The organism is Pantoea sp. ARC270, assembly GCF_003236725.1.
GTDB lineage: Bacteria > Pseudomonadota > Gammaproteobacteria > Enterobacterales > Enterobacteriaceae > Pantoea > Pantoea anthophila.
The window spans coordinates 20,887-43,389 of sequence record NZ_PUGA01000038.1; the positions used below are offsets into that span (position 1 = coordinate 20,887).

General features: G+C 57.8%; 18 protein-coding genes and 1 pseudogene. 5 read left to right on the forward strand and 14 right to left on the reverse strand.

What is annotated here, in order from left to right:
* Positions 1–1,518 carry a p-aminobenzoyl-glutamate transporter gene (gene abgT / locus CKF42_RS16465; RefSeq protein ID WP_111208668.1) on the forward strand — a complete coding sequence of 506 codons (1,518 nt, stop codon included), beginning with the start codon at positions 1–3 and terminating at the stop codon, positions 1,516–1,518.
* Positions 1,519–1,578: 60 nt separating this feature from the next.
* Here abgT and nadS read toward each other — a convergent pair whose 3' ends face one another.
* The gene (gene nadS / locus CKF42_RS16470; protein ID WP_009092561.1) at positions 1,579–1,863 is read right to left on the reverse strand and encodes a NadS family protein; all 285 of its coding nucleotides are present in this window, start codon (positions 1,861–1,863) and stop codon (positions 1,579–1,581) included.
* A 1-nt stretch (position 1,864) separates the two neighbouring features.
* Positions 1,865–2,197 carry a type II toxin-antitoxin system RelE/ParE family toxin gene (locus tag CKF42_RS16475; protein ID WP_111208669.1) on the reverse strand — a complete coding sequence of 111 codons (333 nt, stop codon included), beginning with the start codon at positions 2,195–2,197 and terminating at the stop codon, positions 1,865–1,867.
* A gap of 227 nt (positions 2,198–2,424) precedes the next feature.
* On the opposite strand from CKF42_RS16475, the gene CKF42_RS16480 reads away from it, so the two are divergent.
* Positions 2,425–3,834, forward strand: a complete 1,410-nt coding sequence (locus CKF42_RS16480; RefSeq protein ID WP_111208682.1) for an MFS transporter — start codon at positions 2,425–2,427, stop codon at positions 3,832–3,834.
* A gap of 42 nt (positions 3,835–3,876) precedes the next feature.
* Here CKF42_RS16480 and CKF42_RS16485 read toward each other — a convergent pair whose 3' ends face one another.
* Genes CKF42_RS16485 through CKF42_RS16495 form a run of 3 tightly spaced genes read right to left on the reverse strand, consistent with a single transcriptional unit; the run spans position 3,877 to position 7,720 of the window.
* Positions 3,877–5,187, reverse strand: coding sequence for a cytochrome c (locus CKF42_RS16485; RefSeq protein ID WP_058957011.1), 1,311 nt, complete (start codon positions 5,185–5,187; stop codon positions 3,877–3,879).
* Positions 5,188–5,198: 11 nt separating this feature from the next.
* Complete coding sequence (locus CKF42_RS16490; protein WP_111208670.1) at positions 5,199–6,983, reverse strand: GMC family oxidoreductase; 1,785 nt, start codon at positions 6,981–6,983, stop codon at positions 5,199–5,201.
* Positions 6,984–6,985: 2 nt separating this feature from the next.
* Positions 6,986–7,720 carry a gluconate 2-dehydrogenase subunit 3 family protein gene (locus CKF42_RS16495; RefSeq protein WP_111208671.1) on the reverse strand — a complete coding sequence of 245 codons (735 nt, stop codon included), beginning with the start codon at positions 7,718–7,720 and terminating at the stop codon, positions 6,986–6,988.
* A gap of 276 nt (positions 7,721–7,996) precedes the next feature.
* Here CKF42_RS16495 and sbmA point away from each other — a divergent pair, with 276 nt between their 5' ends.
* Positions 7,997–9,238, forward strand: coding sequence for a peptide antibiotic transporter SbmA (sbmA, locus tag CKF42_RS16500; protein WP_009092568.1), 1,242 nt, complete (start codon positions 7,997–7,999; stop codon positions 9,236–9,238).
* A gap of 55 nt (positions 9,239–9,293) precedes the next feature.
* Here sbmA and CKF42_RS16505 read toward each other — a convergent pair whose 3' ends face one another.
* The 5 genes and pseudogenes from CKF42_RS16505 to CKF42_RS16525 all read right to left on the reverse strand — a co-directional run bounded on the left by CKF42_RS16505 (position 9,294) and on the right by CKF42_RS16525 (position 12,992).
* Positions 9,294–9,593 (reverse strand): helix-turn-helix domain-containing protein, encoded by a 300-nt coding sequence (locus CKF42_RS16505; RefSeq protein ID WP_009092569.1) that lies wholly within the window; start codon positions 9,591–9,593, stop codon positions 9,294–9,296.
* Positions 9,586–9,934, reverse strand: a pseudogene (locus tag CKF42_RS16510) (type II toxin-antitoxin system RelE/ParE family toxin). The gene CKF42_RS16505 and the pseudogene CKF42_RS16510 overlap by 8 nt, the downstream one beginning before the upstream one ends.
* A 196-nt stretch (positions 9,935–10,130) precedes the next feature.
* Positions 10,131–11,183, reverse strand: coding sequence for a YncE family protein (locus CKF42_RS16515; protein WP_111208672.1), 1,053 nt, complete (start codon positions 11,181–11,183; stop codon positions 10,131–10,133).
* Between the two features lie 199 nt (positions 11,184–11,382).
* Complete coding sequence (locus tag CKF42_RS16520; protein WP_009092571.1) at positions 11,383–11,592, reverse strand: DUF1471 domain-containing protein; 210 nt, start codon at positions 11,590–11,592, stop codon at positions 11,383–11,385.
* Between the two features lie 212 nt (positions 11,593–11,804).
* On the reverse strand, positions 11,805–12,992 hold the full coding sequence (locus CKF42_RS16525; RefSeq protein ID WP_111208673.1) for an MFS transporter: 1,188 nt from the start codon (positions 12,990–12,992) through the stop codon (positions 11,805–11,807).
* 104 nt (positions 12,993–13,096) lie between these two features.
* Here CKF42_RS16525 and CKF42_RS16530 point away from each other — a divergent pair, with 104 nt between their 5' ends.
* A complete protein-coding gene (locus tag CKF42_RS16530; RefSeq protein ID WP_111208674.1) occupies positions 13,097–14,074 on the forward strand; it encodes an AraC family transcriptional regulator in 978 nt (325 codons plus the stop codon).
* On the opposite strand, the gene CKF42_RS16535 is transcribed toward CKF42_RS16530, so the two are convergent.
* The 4 genes from CKF42_RS16535 to gltP form a co-directional block, all read right to left on the reverse strand.
* Positions 14,071–15,615: a PAS domain-containing methyl-accepting chemotaxis protein gene (locus CKF42_RS16535; RefSeq protein WP_111208675.1), complete on the reverse strand. Its 1,545-nt coding sequence runs from the start codon at positions 15,613–15,615 to the stop codon at positions 14,071–14,073. The two genes, CKF42_RS16530 and CKF42_RS16535, sit on opposite strands and share 4 nt — an antisense overlap.
* A 228-nt stretch (positions 15,616–15,843) precedes the next feature.
* Complete coding sequence (gene murP / locus CKF42_RS16540; protein ID WP_111208676.1) at positions 15,844–17,298, reverse strand: PTS N-acetylmuramic acid transporter subunit IIBC; 1,455 nt, start codon at positions 17,296–17,298, stop codon at positions 15,844–15,846.
* Positions 17,298–18,209 (reverse strand): N-acetylmuramic acid 6-phosphate etherase, encoded by a 912-nt coding sequence (gene murQ, locus CKF42_RS16545; RefSeq protein WP_111208677.1) that lies wholly within the window; start codon positions 18,207–18,209, stop codon positions 17,298–17,300. The genes murP and murQ overlap by 1 nt, the downstream gene beginning before the upstream one ends.
* Positions 18,210–18,566: 357 nt before the next feature.
* On the reverse strand, positions 18,567–19,868 hold the full coding sequence (gene gltP / locus CKF42_RS16550; protein ID WP_009092578.1) for a glutamate/aspartate:proton symporter GltP: 1,302 nt from the start codon (positions 19,866–19,868) through the stop codon (positions 18,567–18,569).
* Positions 19,869–20,453: 585 nt separating this feature from the next.
* Here gltP and acs point away from each other — a divergent pair.
* Positions 20,454–22,409, forward strand: a complete 1,956-nt coding sequence (gene acs, locus CKF42_RS16555) for an acetate--CoA ligase (protein ID WP_111208678.1) — start codon at positions 20,454–20,456, stop codon at positions 22,407–22,409.
* Positions 22,410–22,503: the final 94 nt, after the last annotated feature.

The following is a 22,503-nucleotide window of genomic DNA, read 5'->3' on the forward strand; positions in this document are numbered from 1 at the left end:
ATGGAAGCAACCTCCGAGAACCGTAGTCCTGGCCGGCTCTTCAGCTGGATCGAACGCGCAGGCAATAAAGTGCCTAACCCGTTTTTACTGTTTGTCTATCTGATTGTGGTACTGATGGTCGCAACCGCCATTATCAGTGCGCTGGATCTGGCGGTGAAGAACCCCGGTAATGGCGAAATCGTCCGGGTCAATAACCTGCTGAGCGTCGCGGGTCTGCAGTGGATCCTGCCCAACATCATCAAAAACTTCAGCAGCTTTACACCGCTGGGGTCGATTCTGGCGCTGGTCATTGGTGCCGGGCTGGCGGAAAAGGTCGGCCTGCTGCAGTCGCTGATGGTTAAGATGGCGTCACGCGTCAGCCGCCGTTACGCCAGCTACATGGTGCTGTTCATCGCCTTTTTCAGCCATATCTCCTCGGACGCGGCGCTGGTGGTGATGCCGCCGCTGGGTGCGCTGATCTTTCTGGCGGTGGGCCGTCATCCGGTTGCGGGCCTGCTGGCCGCCATCGCCGGTGTCGCCTCGGGTTTTACCGCCAACCTGCTGATCGTCACCACCGATGTACTGCTTTCAGGTATCAGCACCGAAGCCGCTAAAGCGGTCAGCGATACGGTGCATGTCAGCGTCATCGATAACTGGTTCTTTATGGCCACCTCGGTGATTGTGCTGACGATTGTGGGTGCATTGCTGACCGACAAATTTGTTGAGCCGCGCCTGCCGCAGTGGCAGGGCAACGGCGAAAAGCTGGCGGCGCTGACGCCGCTGGAGAACCGCGGCCTGCGGGCCGCCGGGATCGCCGCGCTACTGTTCATCGCCGTGATGGCGCTGCTGGTCATGCCGGAACATGCGCCGCTGCGCAATCCCGCCAGCGGTGCCATTATCCCCTCGCCATTTATTCAGGGCATTGTGCCGATCATTATTCTGTTCTTCTTTGTGGTGGCGATTGCCTACGGTGTCGCCACCCGGCAGATCCGCCGTCCGGATGATATCCCGCAGTTGCTGGTCGATCCGATGAAAGGCATGGCGGGTTTTATCGTGATGGTCTTTCCGCTGTCGCAGTTCGTGGCGTTCTTTAACTGGAGCAACATGGGCAAATTCATGGCGATTGGACTGACCGACGTGCTGGAGAGCGCAGGCGTCAGCGGCGCGCCCGCATTTCTCGGCCTGATGTTTCTGTCGGCATTTCTCTGCATGTTTATCGCCAGCGGCTCAGCCATCTGGTCGATTCTGGCGCCGGTGTTCGTGCCGATGTTTATGTTGCTCGGCTTCCATCCCGCCTTTGCCCAGATGATTTTCCGCATCGCTGACTCGGCGGTACTGCCGCTGGCACCGATGTCGCCCTTTCTGCCGCTGTTCCTCGCCTTTTTGCAGCGATACCAGAAGGATGCGCAGCTCGGCACCTACTATGTGCTGATCTTCCCCTATCCGCTGGTGTTCTTTATCAGCTGGATCGCGCTGCTGGTCGCCTGGTACTGGCTGGGACTACCAATTGGGCCGGGTGTCTGGCCGCAACTGCCTTAAGGCACCGTGCCAGCGATACAGCCAAAACGCTGGCACGTTTTCTGCGGCACTGCAGTTATGTCAGTGCGCAGCCAGTTCCTGAAAGAAGGCGGGATTCTTCTGGATAGTCGCCAGCACTTTAGCTGCCAGTCCGGTCGGATTGCGGCGTCCGCTTTCCCAGCTCTTTATCGTATCAAGGCTGGTTCCCAGTGCCGCCGCCATTTCACTCTGGGAGACGTTAAGCTGCGCCCGGATAGCCTTCACATCTGCCAGCGCGTAATGGGTAACACGGGCGGGTTCTCTGACACCGTTTTTTATCTCCACCGCCTCTTCCAGCGATGCTTTCAGCTCATCAAAAAAACTCATGTCATATCTCCTCTTTCAGTCTTTGTGTCAGCTTTTTCAGCACGGATTTTTCCGCATCCGTGAGGTTCTCTTTGAGATTCTTTGGATAAGCCATGATCAGGTAAATCACGTCAGCGGTAGCCAGAAAGTAAATTACCCTTGCGCTGCTGCTTTTACCCTGATTGCCCGTCGCCATCCTGATTTTTCGCAGTCCGCCGGTTTTCTGAATAAGATCGCCTTTCTCCGGTGACTCGATAAGCTCCCTCTGAAGCTCCCGAAGCTCTTCATCCGTGGCGATTTGCTTTATCTGTCGGGTAAACATCGGGGTTTCGATAAACTCAATTGCCTGACTCATCGCTCACTCCTGCCTCTTCCATGAGGAGTACATAGTACACCCAGCCTGCTTCATGAAAAAGCCCACGGATGGCAAAACCTGCAACGTATGTTGCTAAATCGTCAGCAACGCCCCTCTCGGCAACGGCAGATGAATTGATTATTCTGCTATTTCTTCGCCTGCTAACGGTTGACGTTCTGCATAACCGCCTGCGGGTGTTTCCCACACTGCCTGAGGTTGACGCTGATATGACCACTCACTCCACCCGCCTGCCGCCGATGCACGCGTCATCGGCGGCCCGCAACAGCGTAGCCGGGCGCATTGATGCGCTGCCCGCGTCCGCTGGCTTATGGCGCTTTATCACCCTGCTGGCGCTGGGCGGCTTTTTTGAACTTTACGACCTGTTTGAAACCGGCTATATCAGCACCGGCCTGCTGGCGGCGGGCGTCTTTCACACCGGTGAGGCGGGCGTGCTCGGCTTCTCCGATCAGGCTGCGTTTGCGTCAGCCACCTTTCTCGGCCTCTTTTTCGGTGCCAGCCTGCTGGCCCCCTACGCTGACCGATTTGGCCGCCGCCTGACCTTTATGTGTGCGCTGCTCTGGTATGGGCTCTTTTCCCTGCTGATGGCCTTTCAGCAGAGCGCGGAGATGATCATTCTGTTCCGCTTTCTGGTGGGGATCGGGCTGGGCGTCGAGCTGGTGACCATTGATACCTATCTGTCGGAATGGGTGCCGAGCCACCTGCGCAGCCGGGCCTTTGCTTACGCCTTTTTCGTGCAGTTTTTATCGGTGCCTGCCGTCGCGCTGATGTCGTGGTGGCTGGTGCCGCAGACCGTGTTCGGTCTGGAAGGCTGGCGCTGGGTCGTGATCGCAGGCGCGCTCTGTTCACTGGTGATCTGGCTGGTGCGCAGAAATCTGCCGGAATCGGCACGCTGGCTTGCGCAGCAGGGGCACTATCAGACAGCACATGAGGTGTTATCGTTGATGGAGCAGCGCTGCGGCATTCCGGCCGGGCCCGCTATCCTGCCCGATGACGCGGCTGCCCAGCTGCCCAAACGCGGGCGCTTTCGTGAGATCTGGGCTCCCGCTTATCGCCAGCGCACCCTGATGCTGGTGGTGATGAACTTTTTCCAGGCGATCGGCTTTTTTGGCTTTGGTAACTGGCTGCCTGCGCTGCTGTCAGGCCGCGGTGCCACGGTGACACACAGCCTGCTCTATGCCTTCTTTATCACGCTGGCCTATCCGCTGGGATCGCTGATCTGCAGCCGCTATGCCGACAAGCTGGAGAATAAGTGGCAGATTGTTCTGTCATCGCTGATGACGGTGGTATTCGGCACGCTGTTCGCCTTCCAGACGCAGCCGGTTCTGCTCATCCTCTGCGGCTTCCTGATTACCTGGTCCAACGCCTGGCTGACTTTCAGCTTCCACGCCTATCAGACCGAGATTTTCCCGACCCACATCCGGGCGCGGGCAGTCGGCTTCTGCTACTCCTTCAGCCGCCTCTCTACGGTATTCAGCAGTATTTTAATCGGGGTGATCCTGCAATACGCCGGCACGCCGGGTGTGATTACGTTCATCGTGCTGAGCATGCTGATGGTGATGCTGTCGGTAGGGATTTACGGGCCGAAAACCCGTGGGATCGATCTGGAGAATATTTAAAAGAAAAGGCCGTCACCTGATGATGACGGCCTTTTTTACGGGTTATTTGCCTTCCAGCACCCGGATGTCTGCACTGCCCAGACGATCCTTCTCATCTTTACGCAGCGACGCGACCTGTTTCGCGGTCACCGGTTCTGACGCCTTATTGCCCCAGCTGTTACGCACGAAGTTCACCACATCGGCAACCTGCTGGTCGTTCAGCCGCCAGCCAAATGCCGGCATGGTAATGGTCGATGGCGCACCGTTCACGCCAGGCAGTTGCCCACCCACCAGCACGATGTGAATCAGCGAGGTCGGATCGTCGGCCAGTACCACCGGGTTGCCGCGCAGCGCCGGATAAAAACGCTTATAGCCGCTGCCATCGGTTTTATGGCATGCCGCACAGCTGTCGACATAGGCCGCCGCGCCGGTCTGGCTGTCATCGCCGCGCCAGAGTGCTTTGGCGGTGGCATCATCCACGCTGAAGGCCGCCTGATGCGGATCTTTCGCGCCCAGTGACTTCAGATAGCGCGCAATCGCGGTGATATCGGCTTCACTCAGGTGCTGCAGGCTGTGCTCCACCACGTCGGTCATCCCACCGAACGCGGCAGTCTGATCGTTACGGCCATAACGCAGGAACTGACGCAGGTCATCTTCGCTCCAGCGCCCCAGCCCATCGCGGTTATCACCACGCAGGTTGCTGGCCGTCCAGCCGTCAATCGGCGCGCTGCTGCCCGCCAGATAGTCGTTGCCTTCGGCGTTGGTCAGCACCTTCTCCTGCATGGTGAAACTGCGCGGCGTGTGACAGGCACCGCAGTGGCCCAGCCCCTCAACCAGATAGCGACCGCGCGCCAGCACCGGATCTTCCTGAGCGGCAGGCTGGAACGCTTTCACATCGGGCGCAAAAATTCCGCGCCAGATCGCCAGCGGCCAGCGCATCGACAGCGGCCACGGAATGTCGCTGTCGCGATTTGGCTGCTTCACCGCCGTCACGCCATGCATGAAGTAGGCGTAAAGCGCCTTCATATCCTCATCGCTGACGACCGCGTAAGAGGGATAAGGCATGGCGGGATAGAGGGTATCGCCATTTTTCGCCACACCATGACGCACCGCTTTCTGGAAGTCGTCGTAGCTGTACTCACCGATACCGGTCGTGCGATCGGGGGTGATGTTGGTGGAGTAGATGGTGCCAATCGGGGTGGCCATCGGCAGACCACCGGCAAAGGTCGCGCCCCCTTTGCTGGTGTGGCAGGCCACACAGTCACCGGCGCGCGCCAGATACTCTCCCCGCTTAACCAGATTGTCCTGGCTCTCATCCGCCAGCGCGGCAAAGGTCAGGGTGCCCAGAATCAGGGCCAGAATGCCATTTTTCATCGCCATATTCCTTATGCCTGCACCAGTGGGCCGGGGTTCTTCAGGTAGTTTTCGCGAATCGCTTTAGCTGACCAGTAGGTCAGCGCCGCCACCATGCCGGTCGGGTTGTAGCCCAGTCCCTGCGGGAAGGCAGAGGCACCTGGCACAAACACATTCGGCACGTCCCAGCTTTGCAGATAGCGGTTAACCGCACTGGTTTTCGGATCGTCGCCCATGATCGCACCGCCACTGATGTGGGTAGTCTGATACACCGTGGAGTCAAAATGGGTGCCCGGCTTTTTCGCGCCACCCAGAATCATCTTCGGATTCATCGCTTCAGCGATGTTGCGCATTTTTCCGACCATAAACTGCGCCATTTTGATGTCGTTCTCCTGCCAGTCAAAGGTCATGCGCAGCAGTGGCTGCCCATAAACATCTTTGTAGTTGGGATCGAGATCGAGATAGTTAGCGCGGTAGGACTGATGCGCGCCGTGCGCATCCATCGACAGGTGATGGGTATAAGTATCCGCCACCGCCGCTTTCCATTTGCTGCCCCAGTCTGGCGTACCGGCAGGCACTGGCATGCCGGAGATCGGCTTGGTCCCCGCCTGGTTGACCCAGAATGGCGACCCGCCCACAAAGCCCAGCGGTCCGTGGTCGAAGTTATCGGCGTTGAAATCATCAACCGCAACGCCCGCGCCACCTGCGCCGATAAACGGGTTAGTGGTGGTGTTTTTATCAAACAGCGCCTTCAGGGTAGAGAGGTTCTGATAGGCGAAGTTACGGCCGACGGTACCTTCGTTGGTAATCGGGTTGTAAGGCTTGCCGATGCCTGACAGCAGCATCAGATGCACATTATGGAACTGGAAGGCGGAGAGGATCACCAGGTCAGCAGGCTGCACCTGCTCGCGCCCCTGCCCGTCCACATAGGTCACGCCGGTTGCGCGCGTTTTGTCATCGCTGAGATTGACCCGCAGGACATACGAGTTGTTACGCAGTTCAAACTTTGGCTCCTGGCGCAGTGCAGGCAGGATGTTCACGTTAGGTGACGCTTTGGAATACATGTAGCAGGCGTAGCCGCTGCAGTATCCGCAGAAGTTACACGGCCCCATCTGCGCGCCATAGGTGTTGGTATAAGGCCCGGAGGTGTTGGCGGAAGGCAGATCGTAAGGATGATAGCCGACCGACTCCGCCGCCTGCGCAAACAGCTGCGCCGAGTAGGTACGCTTCTGGGCGGGCAGCGGGAAGTTATCTGAGCGATCGGGCGCAAACGGGTTACCGCCTTTATCTTTGCCGACCACCTTGCCCTTGATACTCCAGGCGCTGCCTGAGGTGCCAAAGACTTTTTCTGCCTTGTCGAAGAACGGCTCCAGCTCATCGTAACTGACGCCAAAATCCTGAATCGTCATGCCTTCCGGGATGAAATTCTTGCCGTAACGCTCTTCGTAATGGCTGCGCATCCGCAGTTCAATCGGATCCACGCGGAAGTGGACGCCTGACCAGTGCAGGCCCGCGCCGCCGGTGCCGGTGCCGGGCAGGAATGCCGCCAGCTGACGATAAGGCACCGCCGTCTGCGAAGCATCATGACGGATAGTCACGGTGCTTTTAGAGAGATCCTGAAACAGCTTTTTGCGGATGTTATAGGTCAGCTCATCAATGGACTGCGGGTAAGAGCCGTCGGGATAGGTGTCGCGATGCGGCCCACGCTCCAGCGCCAGCACATTCAGGCCCGCTTCGGTCAGCTCTTTCGCCATGATGGCACCGGCCCAGCCGAAGCCAACAATCACCGCATCCACTTTTTTCATTTCGTTTGCCATGCTTAACTTCTCTCCCCGCGAATCGATACTGACGGGAACGGATAACGTTCACCGCGCTCTACCCAGTTCATAAAGTCGGCGCGTGCGCCAGGGAAGTTGATCAGCTTCCAGCCGACCATCCCCTGATTTCCGCCGTGGACAGGATCGCTGAAGAAGCCTTCGCGGGTATTCTGCAGCAGAAAGGCAAAGAAGGTTTTAGCGGGCAGCTGGCTGAATTCGGCGCTGCCACTCTCCATCGCCTGCAATAGCGCATCCTGCTGCTCCGCGCTGAGCTGAGCGAACACCTTACCGTGCTGCTGTTTGCTGTAGTGGTCGGCATCGGCCAGACCGAGACGGTAGATCTGCTGCGGCACCAGCGGCAGCTGATAGCCCAGCTCTTTCGGCAGATCGGGATTAAACGGCCCCTGCATATACCAGTTCGATCCGGTGGCATAGGGCGTATTCATCTGGCGGTCGATGAACTCCGGCACGCCCGCTTCCACTGCGCCAGGCCCGCGTTCATCGCTGGGGATCAGGCGCGCCACGGCGGCGGTGATAAAGGCATACTCTTCGGCGGTAAACCAGGAGGGCTGATAATCACGCGCCTTCTGCGGTGCAGCCGGCGTTTCCGCCGCCTGTGCGGTCAGCGGCAGGGAGAGAGCACCCATCGCTGTGGACCCTACCGCCATTGCAGGCGCCAGGGTGATTGTCTTCAGCAAAAAATCCCTGCGTGAATGACCCTTTTTTTGTTCTGACATGACATTGCCTCATTCCCGCGCTGGATGGCGGTATGAAAAAATAGGTGGTTGCGTTGTAGTGGTTTTTATCAGCAGATACCGGCCCTGATGCCGGTTTGTTACCGGTAACAAGCCGCCATATTGTAACACTGCTATTCACAAAGATTTAGTTCCGCGAAACAAAACCGCACAATTTCATTAACATTCATCCCTGTCCTGTCATGAGCAGAAACAACAGACTACAGACAGCAAGCAACCAAAACGTTATAAAAGACCACACACAACAGCGGAGTGCCTATGTTTAAGTCTTTTTTTCCGCGGCCAGCGCTGTTTTTCAGCTCAGCGGCCGTCTGGAGTTTAGTCGCTATTTTTGCCTGGTTTGGTTTTGCTGAGCAGTTGCCCGGCATGTGGCCCATGTTCGAAACCGCCATCAAAGCGCCCCTGCCGACGACCGCAGCGCGTTTTATCGCGGCGAGTCAGATCTGGTTCTATCTCTATTACTGGATAATGGTCGCCATTTTTGCCGTGGCGTGGCGGGTGATCGACTCTCATCCGTGGCAACGCTGGTCAGTCTGGGGATCGGCACTGATCATTTTTGTCACCTGGTTTGGTGTCCAGGTCGGGGTCGCCATCAACGCCTGGTATGGCCCGTTTTACGATCTGATCCAGAAAGCGCTGACAAAAGCGGGATCGGTGCAGATTGCTGAGTTTTACCACCAGGTTGTGGCTTTTCTCGGCATCGCATTAATCGCGGTGGTGATTGGCGTACTCAATTCGTTCTTTATCAGCCACTGGGTTTTCCGCTGGCGTACCGCCATGAATAACTACTACATGCACAACTGGCAGCGGCTGCGACATGTTGAAGGTGCCGCACAGCGTGTGCAGGAAGACACCATGCGCTTTGCGACCACGCTGGAAAACTGGGGCGTCAGTTTTATTCAGGCGATCATGACGCTGGTGGCATTTTTGCCGGTACTGGTGGCGCTCTCCCATCACGTTAAAGATATCCCGTTCCTCGGTAATATCCCTTACGCGCTGGTGATTGCCGCGGTGCTCTGGTCGGTGTTTGGTACAGGTTTACTGGCGCTGGTCGGGATTAAACTGCCAGGGCTGGAGTTCCGCAACCAGCGGGTCGAAGCCGCCTACCGTAAAGAGCTGGTCTACGGCGAAGACAATGCCGATCGCGCCGGGCCACAAACGGTGCAGGAGCTGTTCAGTCGGGTGCGGGTTAACTACTTCCGTCTCTACTTTCACTATCTCTACTTCAACATCACCCGCATTCTCTATCTGCAGGTCGATAACGTGTTTGGTCTGTTCCTGCTGTTTCCTTCGATTGTGGCGGGCACCATTACGCTGGGCTTACTCAATCAGATCACCAACGTGTTTGATCAGGTGCGCGGCTCGTTCCAGTATCTGATCGCCTCCTGGTCGACGCTGATTGAACTGATGTCCATCTACAAACGTCTGCGCAGCTTCGAGCAGATTCTGGATGATGTGCCGCACGACGAGATGATGCGCGAAGCGTCAGAGGATGTGTAGCGCACAGGCGCTTTATTGAGGCGAAAAAGCCACTCTGACAAGTGGCTTTTTTTATTCAAAGGTCAAAAGCAATTCTTTTTCCTGTCGGCAGTCTGACATCAATACTTATCTCGCCTCCCAGAGCTGTAACGTAACGCTTCAGCGTAGAAAGGCGTGGATCGTTGTCAGCCTGCTCCATTCTGGCAATGGTTGGCTGCTTCACCCCCATGGCTCGCGCCATCTCTGTCTGGGATAGGTTAAGTTCTTCCCGCAACATGTTCAGGGCAATAACCTGTCGCATTTCGTCCACTTTTTCGGCAATACGCTCACGACTTTCCGGGCTTTGCTTTGCCATCAGCTCTTTTAAATTAGCCATTTTCCCCTCTTTTCAAGTGTTTGCGGAATTCAGCATCTGCCAGTTTGATCATCTCTTTATAGAATCTTTTTTCTTTAACCCCGGTTTTATCGCCAGCACATAACACAATGCCACGGCGAGCAGGATCAAACGCGAAGAAGGCTCGAATCGGATTGCCCTGATGCTGCACTCTTAATTCTTTCATATTTGGAAAGTCAGAGTCGTCTACCGTATCAGCGCCTTCCTGACTGAGGACCATACTCGGAAAGGATAATCATCGCGGCGAGCATATCCTCCTTCAGCGCCTCAGTCTGGGTCTCAAACCACTCGTCAAAGAGATGGGTTGTATCGATATCCCACATCGCAACATCCTTATAGCGGATAAGCTATAAATCATACTATAGCTTATTCGCTATAAGGGCAACTGTTGCCCCATAACCGCGACATGTCCTGGCCAAAAGCGTGCTTTTCAATACAAAAAGCCACCCGTGAGAGTGGCTTTTCCGGTGACACAGCGCGGCGGTAAAACCGTTTACCTCCCCGCGCAGAGAGCGTTCCTTACAGAGTAATGCGCATCACGCTATCAGGATTCGCTGGCGGCGCCTTGCGCGAGCCTGGCTGCTTTACGCTGACATAAAGCACGTTGCCATCCGCTGAGAGCGCCAGACTGTTCGGCAGGGCCGGCGTTTTTACGGTACGTTTAACCTGATAGGTGCGGGCGTCGATGATGCTGACCTCGCCCGCTTTGCGATGGGTGACATAGAGCTCATCGCGATCCGGATTGAACAGTACCGCCAGCGATTCCGGAACGGCAATCCGCTGTATGACCTGCTGACTACGCAGATCAACCACCAGCACCTGAGCCTGCTTTGAATCACTCAGGAAGGCACGCTGACCGCGCGTATCCAGCGCAATGTTCAGGAAGAAGTGCGCTTTATCGCCATCAATCTTCTGTTTTTTCTCAACGGCATTGGTGCGTGCATCAATGGTCACCAGCTCGCCATCCGCATTGGTGACGTACACCTTCTGCGCGGCTGAATCCACTGCCAGGCCTGTGCCCATTTTGCCGGTGTTCGGGATCGTGCTGATCAGTTTCAGCGAACTGCCATCCACGACCCAGACCACGCTCTGCGGCCCCAGCCCGGTGATATAGACGCGGTTAGTTTTCACATCCACGGCCACCTGACGCGGCTGCAACGGACGCACGGTTTCGCTGCGCTTGCGGCCATCCAGCACGCGCGTGTTGAGGACGTTGCCACTGCTGGCATCAATCGCGGTTACTGAACCGTCAAGCGTATTACCGATATAGAGCACGTTGGTTTGCGGGTTAAGGGCCGCGCCAAACGATTTCAGCGGCGTGGCGATCGACTTCTGCACCGCCAGCGTCGCGGGATCGAGACGAAACACGGTACCGCCCTCGCCGCTGCTGTTTTGTGCTGTCGCCACGAACAGCGCCTTCTCCTTCGGGCTGACGGCCAGTTCATAGACCCCTTTGCCCACCGCCTGATTCAGATCTTCTGCCTGCACGGCCAGCCATCCTGACGCAGAAAACAGGGCCGTAGCCAGTAACAGCGGACGCAGCGTCCGGCGCGTATTGGTATTCGCTTTCATAACTTCTCCAGAGTGAATTCACCGCAGACGCAGTGAAATGAAAGCCCGACATTGCAACCAGAAACAGCTGACCAGCAGCCTGAGAGAATCTTGTTTTTGAGAATAATAATTATTTCGGAAGGAAAGGGACAGGATTATTCGCGCAGAAACGCCGCCAGGACGCCCGGAGGCGTCCTGTCAGCATGGGAGGGCAGAGAGATTATTTCAGCAGTTCAGCGGTCATGTGCACGCCGTTGTTGGTGTAAGCTTCAGTGATTTTATATGAAGCACCAGCTTCCTGAGCCTGCGCAGCAATTTTCGCTTCAGCACCGTCCAGTGTAGAGTCGATGGCGGTCACAGATTGCGCGAAGCTGGCGAATGGCAGAACAGAAAGCGCGATAACAGCTGCAAAAGTTTTGATAGATTTCATGGTCAATTCCTCGGTTGATTTTTATCAGGTAAGACGTGCTGCCTTGTTGATAGAAATAATAGTCCGGAAGTTGATCAGGAAAAAGCGGAGGGTTTTGCTTATCTCTTTCAGAAAAACTGAACATAAAAAGCACGCATCGTACAGTTATCGCTCAAAAGGTTAATCACCCGCTCATGAAAGAAAAGGCAGCATAATCCGCTGCCTGCAGAAGATTAACCGTGGTGCCGGACCCGGCTGAAGATGGTCAGTGCAGCCAGCAGCATCAGTACCCCGCTGGCAACAAATACGCCGCCAGCGCCGCGCAGATCGAACATCCAGCCGCCCGCCGCCGCGCCGACAGTTATCGCCAGCTGAATCGTGGCGACCAGCAGACCACCGCCCGATTCTGCATCATCCGGCACCGCGCGCGAAATCCAGGTTGACCAGCCGGTTGGCATCGAACCAAACGCCATGCCCCAGATCGCCACGCCCGCTCCCACTATCCAGCTGACCCCGCCAAAAGTCACCAGCAGCAGCGCGGTCAGGCTCATCAGCAGCGCCATCCCGCTCAGCGTCAGCGACACGCTGCGGGTCACCAGAAAACCGGCCAGCGAGTTGCCAAAGAAGTTCGCCACACCAAAGGCCAGCAGCGCCAGCGACAGCTGATTAAGGTTGAACTGCGCCACACCTTCCAGGAAAGGGCGCAGATAGGTAAAGAAGGCGAAGTGGCCGGTGAACATCATGATCACGGCCAGCATGCCCCAGCGCATCACGCCGATCCGCAGCAGGGTCAGTACGCCGCCGCTGCGGGCTTTGTTCTCTGCCGGCATGGCGGGCAGGGTAAAGAACTGCCACAGCAGCGCCACCGCGCCCAGCCCGGCGGTCAGCATAAAGATGTTGCGCCAGCCCACCAGGCCACCGAGGTAGCTGCCAAGCGGCGTGGCGATAATCGTCGCCAGCGAGATCCCACTGAAGACGATGGAGAGCGCCCGCGGCACCTGATCGACGGGCACCAGACGCATGGTGATGGCGGTTGAGAGCGTCCAGAAGCCACCTATCGCCATCCCCAGCAACACGCGCGCCAGCAATATCACCGTCAGATCGCCGGCAAACGCCACCATCAGCGCCGAGGCGATCAGCAGCAGTGAGAACACCAGCATCACGATGCGGCGGTCGATACGCCGCGTGACGCTGCCGGTCACCAGGCTGGTAAACAGCGCCACCAGGGCGGTAATGGTGACGGTCTGTCCCGCCTGCCCTTCTGAAACGCCGAGGCTGTGCGCCATGGGCGTCAGCAGACTCACGGGTAAAAATTCGGCGGTAATCAGGCTGAACACCCCAAACGCCATAGCAAAAACTGCGCCCCACGCGGGGTGGGTCGGCGAGGAAACCTCATCAGCCACTTCGGTTGTCAGACTCATGCTGCTTCTCCGGAAGATAAAAAAGTGTGAGAGAGCATAGAGTGAGGCGTCAGGACGATCTATGATGCTTACACCTTCATTTTTGATAATTCGTCTGGAATCGCATGAGCCACTATGGAGACCTGACCAGCGAGCTGTTGATGGGGATGCGCCTTTATGGCGTCAACTATCAGCGTATCGCCGTAAGCGCACCGTTCGGGCTGCGCTTCGATAACGCACCGGGCCGGGCGCAGTTTCACTTTGTCGGCCGCGGCTCACTGCTGGTGCGCAGCGCCTCCGGTGAGGTGTTTCCGCTTCACAGCGGCGATGCGCTGCTGGTGCCGCACGGTAAACCGCACAGCCTGATCTCCGGCGAGGAGGTGGCCTGTCTGTGTGTGAAAAATATGACGAGCAAGCCGATCTGCGACAGCGTCTGCGCCATCGCCGCCCCGGAGGATGCCGGTGAGGATGAGCACAGCGTGCTGCTGTTCAGCGCCTGTATGGCATTTGAACTGGGCGGCATGCAGCCGCTGATCAATACCATGCCGGATGTGATGCTGGTGAGTACCCTGCTGTCGCAGTATCCGGAGATTCAGCCGATCCTGGCGGCGATGGAACGGGAGTCGCGCACCCGGCAGGCGGGATTTGCCGGTATTCTGTCGCGTCTGGCCGACGTGGTTGCCGCGCTGATTGTGCGCGGCTGGGTGGAGAACGGCTGCGGCCAGCAGAGCGGGCTGGTGCAGGCGATGCGCGATCCGCGGCTGAGTCAGGCGATTGCCGCCATGCACCGGGAGCCGGGCGAAAACTGGACGGTCGCACGGCTGGCCAGCGTGGCGGGCTGTTCGCGTTCGGTGTTTGCCGGCCGTTTTCTCAACGCCACCGGCATGACGCCGTTACGTTATCTGACCGAACTGCGGATGCGGCTGGCGGTGCAGCGGATTGTGAACAATGGCGAAGCGGTGGAAGCCGTGGCTTACCATCTCGGCTACGGTTCGATTGCAGCGTTCAGCCGCGCCTTTAAACGCATCGTCGGTCAGTCGCCAGGCGCGCTGCGGGCCGGACGCGAAGGCACGCAGGCGCTGACCGCCTCATCTGCCGCTTAGCGGAATACGCTGATCGCCTCCACCAGACGGTTTGCCTGATGGGTCATGCGGCCCGACGCCTCGGCGCTTTCCGATACGCGCGCGGCGTTCTGATGGGTAATGTCATCAAGATCTTCCACCGCTGAACTCACCTCACTGAGTGCGGTGGCCTGCTCGGCGGTGGCGGCACTGATCTGGGCAATCAGTGCCGTGACATTCTGCACCTGCGACACGATATCCTGCATGGTCCGGCCTGCCGCGCTGGCGTGTTCATTGCCCGATTTGACCCGGCCAGCGCTGGTTTCGACCAGCATTTTAATCTCACTGGCCGCTTTGGCGCTGCGCTGCGCCAGACTGCGCACCTCACCCGCCACCACCGCAAAGCCTTTACCCTGTTCACCGGCCCGTGCCGCTTCCACGGCCGCGTTCAGCGCCAGGATGTTGGTCTGGAAGGCAATACCGTCGATCACGCTGGTAATATTGGCGATTCGCTTCGAGCTGTCGGCGATTTCGCCCATCATCTCCATCATCTCGCTCATCACCTCGCCGCCTTTGCTCGCCGCACTGCTGGTGTCGGCGGAAAGGGTATTCACCTCATGCGCGGTTTCCGTATTGCTTTTCACCGTCGCGGTCATTTCGTTCATGGTGGCCGCCGTCTGCTGCACGTTGGCAGCCGCCTGCTCGGTGCGACGACTCAGTTCGTTATTGCTGCGGGCGATAGCGTCGCTGGCGCTTAAGACGTTGATCGCCTGGCCGCTGACATCATCCACCAGCCAGCGGAACATCAGGCCGAGCTGGCCGATGGCGCGCAGCGTCACGCCCACCTCATCCACGCGATCCATCTGCTCAACCTGATGGCTGGCTCCGGTCGCCACGCGCAGGGCCTGCTGACACATCCGCTCGATCGGGCGGGAGATCTGCTGCTCCAGCCACAGGCTGCTGAGTGTCAGCAGAGCGGCCATACCGGCAGCAAAACCGGCCAGGGCCGCCGGTGTCATACCCAGCGCCCAGGTACCCGCCACCGACAGGGGCAGCAGTGCCAGCAGGGTGCTGCGGATCCGCCAGCGCAGGGGCAGCGTCTTCAGCAATGAGGCGGGACGCCTCCAGCCGCTGCGCACCAGCAGGCCTTTGTGGAAACGTCGCCCTCTGGCGCGGCCTTCACGAAAATCCTGATAGAGCGCTTCGCTCTGACGCACCTCTTCCGGGGTGGGTTTAGTGCGCACTGACATATAACCCTGCACTTTGCCGTCACGCACCACCGGAATGGCATTGGCCCGCACCCAGTAGTGATCGCCATTTTTACGTCGGTTCTTGACCAGCGCGGTCCAGGGCTCGCCCTGCTTCAGCGTCGCCCACATGTCAGCAAAGGCTTCCGGCGGCATGTCGGGATGGCGCACCATATTGTGCGGCTGGCCGTTGATCTCGTCGGCGGTGAATCCGCTCGCTTCGATGAAGGCGTCGTTGGCGTAGGTGATGTGGCTGTTGAGATCGGTGGTGGACATCAGTGTCGCATGATCGTCGAACAGATATTCACGCTGAGAGACAGGCTGGTTGTTACGCATCAAAAATCCTTGAAGACCCGACCTTCTGCCCGTGACAGCTTAACTGTCAGCGGGAAAACGGCAGGCTGAGAGATAACGATTACCTTTTTTTATGTTTTCGGCATGCGTCTGTACTCTCTTTAGCGATTCCATTAAATTTCTGCCGCGAAAAAAGCCACTTTGCAGCGGCTTTCACATTTTTGGGCGATTATTCATCCGTTAGCCGGATTTCAGAATTCCGGCAGTCCGTCAGCTGAGGTCAACATTTCGGGTGCCGAACCACCAGGTCAGCAGAAACCCGCCGGTCCAGGCGACCATCAGCCCGGCCAGATAGACCGCCATCCCGGCGAAGATCCCCTGTCCGGACGTCATCAGCGGCAGCGTGACCAGACCGGATGGCCCGAATACCGTATTCATCCCCACCGGTAATCCCAGCCACGCCACCAGTCCGATAAAGAAACCGCCCAGCGCTCCGCCCCCACAGGCGGTGATGAAGGGCTTGAGGCGCGGCAGGGTGACGCCGTAGATCAGAGGTTCACCGACACCCAGCAGGCCCGGCACAATGGCACCTTTGATCTGCGCCCGCAGCAGCGCCCCCTTCTCCGCTCTACACCACAGCGCCAGTGCTGCACCGACCTGCCCGGCCCCCGCCATTGCCAGAATCGGAAACAGGGAGTTAAAGCCCTGGCTTTCCATCAGCGCAAAGTAGACCGGAATAAAGCCCTGATGGATGCCGAACATCACCGCAATCAGGAACAGCCCGGCCAGCAGAGCACAGCCAAAGGGATTATTGTTGAGATGGATGAACAGCCATGACATCCCTCTGAACAGTTCACCGCCCAGCGGCATGATGAGCAGATAGGTGATGGCGCCGGTGATCACCAGCGTAAACAGCGAAGTGAGGATCATATCGAGGTTATCGGGAATGATGCGGCGCAGCTGTTTCTCAATCCATGCCCCGATAATCGTCGCCATCAGCACCCCGATAATGTTGCCGCGCGGATCGATGCTGAGGCCAAAGAAGCTCTCCATGCCGCTGTAGTAACCCGTGGTGGCAGTGGGCACATAGCCAAGCACAAACAGCGAGGCGATGATGGCACCGTTGACGCCGCTGCCGCCAAAGGCTTTCTGCGCGTTGTAGCCAATCAGGATGCTGAGAAAGGTGAACAGCCCTTTGCCGAACACTTTCATGTACGCCACGGTGTGCAGCAGCCAGGGTGCATGGTCGCCGGGCGCATTAAGGTGCAGGCTTTGCTCAATGAGCGTGGCGAAGCCGAGCAGCAGGCCCGCCCCGATAAAGCCCGGAATCAGCGGGGTAAAAATGGTGGCAAAACGCGACAGAAACTGGTGAACGCCGTGGGTCTGTTTCGCCCTGAGCTGCTGCTTCTGCTCCGCCGCCCGCTGCGCCAGATCCGCCGTCTGCTGGCGCGGAGGTGGCGAGATATCCTCCTGTGACAGCAGGCGCTGCATCCCTTCCGCGGCGGTCTGCGCTTTCCCCGGACCGAGGACAATCTGAAGCTGCGCCTCGCTGTCGATGACGCCCAGCACGCCCGGCAGGCTTTTCAGGCGTGGCAGATCGGCCTGCCCGGCCTGATTGAGCGTCAGCCGCAGCCGCGTCATGCAGTGGCCGCAGGCAGCGATATTGCGCGCCCCGCCGACCGCCTGCAGGATATCGCGCAGCAGTGCTACGGTGATGCTGGCCATCAGCGTGCTCCCGCTGCCTGCAGAGCCTGACGGATAAAGCCCTGATGCTGGCTGAGCAGCGCTTTTGCCTCATCGGCGTCCAGTCCGGCCAGCACCATCAGGATGGCCGTTTTGCAGTGTCCGCCGCAGGCGGTGATCGCGGCGCGGGCCGTGGCGTCATCGCAATCCGTGGCCTGCATGACGATGTTGACCTGGCGCTGCACCAGCTTCTGATTCGTGGCTTCCACATCCACCATGAGATTGCCGTAGACCTTTCCGCTGCGGATCATCGCGCCGGTGGTAAGCATGTTGAGCACCAGTTTCTGCGCCGTGCCCGCTTTCATGCGGGAAGAGCCGGTGACAATCTCCGGGCCGACCACCGGAGTGAGCGCAATCGCGGCAACCTGTGCCATGGCGCTGTCCGGATTACAGGTGAGCGCCACGGTGGTCGCGCCAAGTTCGTTCGCGTAAGCCAGCGCGCCCAGCACATAGGGTGTACGACCGCTGGCGGCGATACCGACCAGCACATCGTGGCGGCTGAAGTGGATATCTTTCAGATCCTGCGCGCCCTGCTCCCGGTTATCTTCGGCGTTTTCAACCGCCTGCAGGATGGCGGTATGGCCACCGGCGATCAGGCCGATAACCTGTTCGCGGGGGGTGCCAAAGGTGGGCGGACATTCGCTGGCGTCCAGAATACCGAGCCGTCCGGAGGTGCCTGCGCCGCAGTAGATCAGTCGTCCACCGGCCCGGAAGGCGGCGCAGATGGCGTCAACGGCGTCAGCGATCTGCGGCAGGATAGCCTCAACTGCCAGCGCGACCTTTTTATCTTCGTCATTAATAACGCGCAGCATCGCTTCGGTGGAGAGTTCGTCAATGTTCTGGCTGGCCGGGTTGCGGCCTTCGGTAATCATCTGGCTAAGGTCGAGTTTCATGGCGGGCTCCGCAAAAGGAATAAATTATTCAAACTGGAAAACATTATAAAGAATGATTAATTCGCTGGGGGAGATCTTTTTTCACTGGATGTGAGTGACGTCGTTGTCAAACCGGAGCCGGTCAGAAAAGGTTCACCTGATCGTAAAGACGCATTCGTCATCCATGACGCTCGCCCCACGCCGTCCCTGGCGTGGGACGCTTTACTCGTCAGGTGAACATTTTCTTCCCTCAGGCTGTTTTACTGCTGTTTGAAAAGAAGTTTTAGCCGGACATCTGCCCTATCGACCCGGTATGAACTAAGCCACATAAAAAAGGGCCCAACTTTCGTTGAGCCCTTTCTGCGTGAACGAGGAGGATCAGCCTGCGGTCTGCGTCCGCAGCTGCAGCTCGTACGCCTTCGCCTGTTCTGCATCGAACTGGTTTTCCCAGCGGGAAATCACCAGCACCGCCAGCGCGTTACCGACCACGTTCAGCGCGGTACGCGCCATGTCCATGATGCGGTCAACACCAGCAATAAATGCCAGGCCTTCCAGCGGAATGCCGACGCTGCCCAGGGTGGCCAGCAGCACCACGAACGACACGCCCGGCACGCCGGCGATCCCTTTCGAGGTCACCATCAGCGTCAGCACCAGCACAATCTCGTCGGTCAGTGACAGGTCAATGCCATAGAGCTGCGCGATAAAGATGGCCGCGATGCTCTGATAAAGCGTTGAACCATCGAGATTAAATGAGTAGCCGGTCGGCACCACAAAGCTGGTGATCGCTTTCGGCGCGCCGTAGGCTTCCATCTTCTCCATGATGCGTGGCAGCACGGTTTCCGAACTGGAGGTGGAGTAAGAGAGGATCAGCTCATCTTTCAGGATACGCATCAGGGTGGTGATCCGCAGCTTGCAGAGACGCGCCACGCCGCCCAGTACCACGAAGGCGAAGAAGAGAATCGCCACGTAAACCAGCAGCACCAGCTTGGCCAGCGGCCAGAGCGAGGCAAAGCCGAAGTTGGCAATCGTCACCGCAATCAGCGCAAACACCCCTACCGGCGCATAGCGCATGATCATGTTCGTGACTTTAAACATCGTTTCAGAGATGCCACGGAACAGGTTCACCAGCGGATCGCGCTGTTCTGACGGCAGAGACGAGAGGCCTAAGCCAAACAGCACCGAGAAAAAGATAATCGGCAGCATGTCGCCCTTCACCATTGAGGCGAAGATGTTCTGCGGGATCAGCGACAGAATGGTGGCAACCAGGCTGTGCGGACCGCCCTGCACCTCTGCCGTTGTCGCTTCATATTTAGAGATGTCCACCGTTGCCAGCGTTGACATATCGATGCCGGTGCCGGGTTGAAATACGTTGGCCAGCGTAATACCGACCACAATGGCAAGGGTGGTGATCACTTCAAAGTAGAGAATCGTTTTGACGCCGATGCGTCCCAGCTTCTTTGCATCACCGACGCCGGCAATGCCGACCACCAGGGATGAAATCACAATCGGTACCACAATCATCTTGATGAGATGAATGAAGATATCGCCTGCCGGACTGAGAATGTTGGTGACTAACCATTCACGATTGTCTGGCTGATTATGCAACACAGCGCCCACAATGATACCAAGCACAAGGGCTGTCAGAATCTGCCAGGCCAGGCTGATTTTAAAACCTTTCATAACGTGTCATTTCCTCAGTCAAAACCCGTTTTTTCTCTGCTGCGAAGGTGCAGAAGACGATACACACAGGGAGTGAGCAAAAAGCCCGGTAAATTAGAGGGTGTCTTGAAACAGCGCCTCGTATGAAAATCTGACGATTCCCATACCCATTTTCAGACGCGGTCTGAGTTGATACCTGCAGAACAGGGGCGAGATAAGTACCATTTTCACTGTGGTAAATGCAACCCCTGGCGGATCCGATTAAAAGTTCACCACCTGAGTAGCATAAAGTGCTGCTGACGCTGAAAAACCCTAACCTGCTGTTATGAAAAGTATTACTTCGATGAATTTACGCATAGCTATGCAGGAGCGGTTAAAAAGGCTCCCGGCGCGTTTGCTTGCTTTTTATTCAGGGTGAGTGTCAAAAGGTCATGCCTGTCGCCCTTATCCCCTTCGGCTTATCCAGCAGAAATATCGGGATAGCCTCCCGCTCAGGCGGCGAAGAAATATCCCGTGATCTGTGGCGCAAAAAAGAAACAAAGGCTCAGGGCAGGCTTCAATTAACTATTGATTGACATATCATTAACATCTTCAAGGAGATCCGCCATGAGCCAAAACCACAAACATCCTGTTCCAGAGAACATTGCAGCGAATGCCCTGATCACAGCAGAACAGTATCAGGCGATGTATCAGCACTCTGTCGACGACCCGGACAGTTTCTGGGGCGAACAGGGCAAAATCCTTGACTGGATTAAGCCCTACAGCACCGTGAAAAACTGCTCGTTTGCACCGGGTAACATCAGCATTCGCTGGTACGAAGATGGCACGCTGAACCTGGCGGCAAACTGCCTTGACCGTCATCTCGCCACGCGCGGCGACCACCCGGCCATTATCTGGGAAGGCGACGACGCCAGCGAGAGCAAAACCCTGACCTTCCGCCAGCTGCATGCTGAAGTCTGTCGCTTCGCCAACGTGCTGGAGCTGCTGGAGGTGAAAAAAGGCGATGTGGTGGCGATCTATATGCCGATGGTGCCGGAAGCGGCTGTGGCGATGCTGGCCTGTGCGCGTATCGGGGCCGTTCACTCGGTGATCTTTGGCGGCTTCTCACCGGAGGCGGTGGCGGGCCGTATCGTCGACTCCAGTGCCTCGCTGGTGATCACCGCGGATGAAGGGATCCGCGCCGGCCGCAGTATCCCGCTGAAGAAAAATGTCGATGACGCATTAAAAAATCCTGCCGTCACCAGCGTGAAGAACGTGGTGGTCTTCCGGCGCACCGGTAAAGAGGTAGGCTGGGTGGAAGGCCGCGATCGGTGGTGGCATGACCTGATGCAGAACGCCAGCACCAACCACTCCCCAGCCGAAGTGGGTGCAGAAGATCCGCTGTTTATCCTCTATACCTCCGGCTCCACCGGTAAACCTAAAGGGGTACTGCACACCACGGGTGGCTATCTGGTCTATGCGGCGACCACCTTTAAGTTTGTCTTTGATTACCATCAGGATGATATCTACTGGTGCACCGCTGATGTCGGCTGGGTCACCGGTCACAGCTATCTGGTCTATGGCCCGCTCGCCTGTGGCGCAACCACGCTGATGTTTGAAGGGGTGCCGAACTGGCCCACACCGAGCCGCATGGCGGAAGTGGTCGATAAACATAAAGTGACCCTGTTCTACACCGCGCCCACGGCTATCCGTGCGCTGATGGCGGAAGGCGATAAGGCGATAGCGAACACTGACCGCAGCACGCTGCGCATCATGGGTTCGGTCGGCGAGCCGATCAACCCGGAAGCCTGGGAGTGGTACTATCAGAAAATCGGCAACAGCCGCTGCCCGATAGTGGACACCTGGTGGCAGACCGAAACCGGCGGCTTCATGATCACCCCGCTGCCGGGTGCAACCGAGCTGAAAGCCGGTTCCGCCACCCGGCCGTTCTTCGGGGTGCAGCCCGCGCTGGTAGACAACGAAGGTCAGCCTCAGGAAGGTGCCTGCGAAGGCAACCTGGTGATCACGGAATCCTGGCCCGGACAGGCGCGAACGCTCTTTGGCGATCATGACCGTTTCGAGCAGACCTATTTCTCCACCTTTAAAAATGCCTACTTCAGTGGTGACGGTGCCCGTCGCGATGAGGATGGCTACTACTGGATCACCGGCCGCGTTGATGACGTACTCAATGTCTCCGGTCACCGGCTCGGCACCGCCGAAATTGAGTCGGCACTGGTGTCGCACCCGAAAATTGCCGAAGCCGCGGTGGTGGGCATTCCGCACAGCATCAAAGGCCAGGCGATTTATGCCTATATCACGCTGAATCACGGCGAGGAGCCGTCACCGGAGCTTTACACCGAAGTCCGCCAGTGGGTACGCAAAGAGATCGGCCCGATAGCCACGCCGGATGTGCTGCACTGGACGGACTCTCTGCCGAAAACCCGCTCCGGCAAAATCATGCGCCGTATTCTGCGCAAAATTGCCACCGGCGACACCAGCAATCTGGGTGACACCTCCACGCTCGCCGATCCTGGCGTCGTAGAAAAACTGCTTGAGGAGAAACAGTCCATCAACATGCCTTAAGCGCACGCTGTCCGGCGGGAAGATCGCTTCCCGCCACCCCCGCCCCACGCAGTCTGTTTCGGTAGTCACAAATATTATAACCAGCTGAATCCGC

Bases quoted from the DNA above. Each gene is read 5' to 3' on its own strand.
- abgT (WP_111208668.1), top strand. From the start codon at position 1: ATGGAAGCAACCTCCGAGAACCGTAGTCCTGGCCGGCTCTTCAGCTGG.
- nadS (WP_009092561.1), bottom strand. From the start codon at position 1,863: ATGAGTTTTTTTGATGAGCTGAAAGCATCGCTGGAAGAGGCGGTGGAG.
- CKF42_RS16475 (WP_111208669.1), bottom strand. From the start codon at position 2,197: ATGAGTCAGGCAATTGAGTTTATCGAAACCCCGATGTTTACCCGACAG.
- CKF42_RS16480 (WP_111208682.1), top strand. From the start codon at position 2,425: ATGACCACTCACTCCACCCGCCTGCCGCCGATGCACGCGTCATCGGCG.
- CKF42_RS16485 (WP_058957011.1), bottom strand. From the start codon at position 5,187: ATGAAAAATGGCATTCTGGCCCTGATTCTGGGCACCCTGACCTTTGCC.
- CKF42_RS16490 (WP_111208670.1), bottom strand. From the start codon at position 6,983: ATGGCAAACGAAATGAAAAAAGTGGATGCGGTGATTGTTGGCTTCGGC.
- CKF42_RS16495 (WP_111208671.1), bottom strand. From the start codon at position 7,720: ATGTCAGAACAAAAAAAGGGTCATTCACGCAGGGATTTTTTGCTGAAG.
- sbmA (WP_009092568.1), top strand. From the start codon at position 7,997: ATGTTTAAGTCTTTTTTTCCGCGGCCAGCGCTGTTTTTCAGCTCAGCG.
- CKF42_RS16505 (WP_009092569.1), bottom strand. From the start codon at position 9,593: ATGGCTAATTTAAAAGAGCTGATGGCAAAGCAAAGCCCGGAAAGTCGT.
- CKF42_RS16515 (WP_111208672.1), bottom strand. From the start codon at position 11,183: ATGAAAGCGAATACCAATACGCGCCGGACGCTGCGTCCGCTGTTACTG.
- CKF42_RS16520 (WP_009092571.1), bottom strand. From the start codon at position 11,592: ATGAAATCTATCAAAACTTTTGCAGCTGTTATCGCGCTTTCTGTTCTG.
- CKF42_RS16525 (WP_111208673.1), bottom strand. From the start codon at position 12,992: ATGAGTCTGACAACCGAAGTGGCTGATGAGGTTTCCTCGCCGACCCAC.
- CKF42_RS16530 (WP_111208674.1), top strand. From the start codon at position 13,097: ATGAGCCACTATGGAGACCTGACCAGCGAGCTGTTGATGGGGATGCGC.
- CKF42_RS16535 (WP_111208675.1), bottom strand. From the start codon at position 15,615: ATGCGTAACAACCAGCCTGTCTCTCAGCGTGAATATCTGTTCGACGAT.
- murP (WP_111208676.1), bottom strand. From the start codon at position 17,298: ATGGCCAGCATCACCGTAGCACTGCTGCGCGATATCCTGCAGGCGGTC.
- murQ (WP_111208677.1), bottom strand. From the start codon at position 18,209: ATGAAACTCGACCTTAGCCAGATGATTACCGAAGGCCGCAACCCGGCC.
- gltP (WP_009092578.1), bottom strand. From the start codon at position 19,868: ATGAAAGGTTTTAAAATCAGCCTGGCCTGGCAGATTCTGACAGCCCTT.
- acs (WP_111208678.1), top strand. From the start codon at position 20,454: ATGAGCCAAAACCACAAACATCCTGTTCCAGAGAACATTGCAGCGAAT.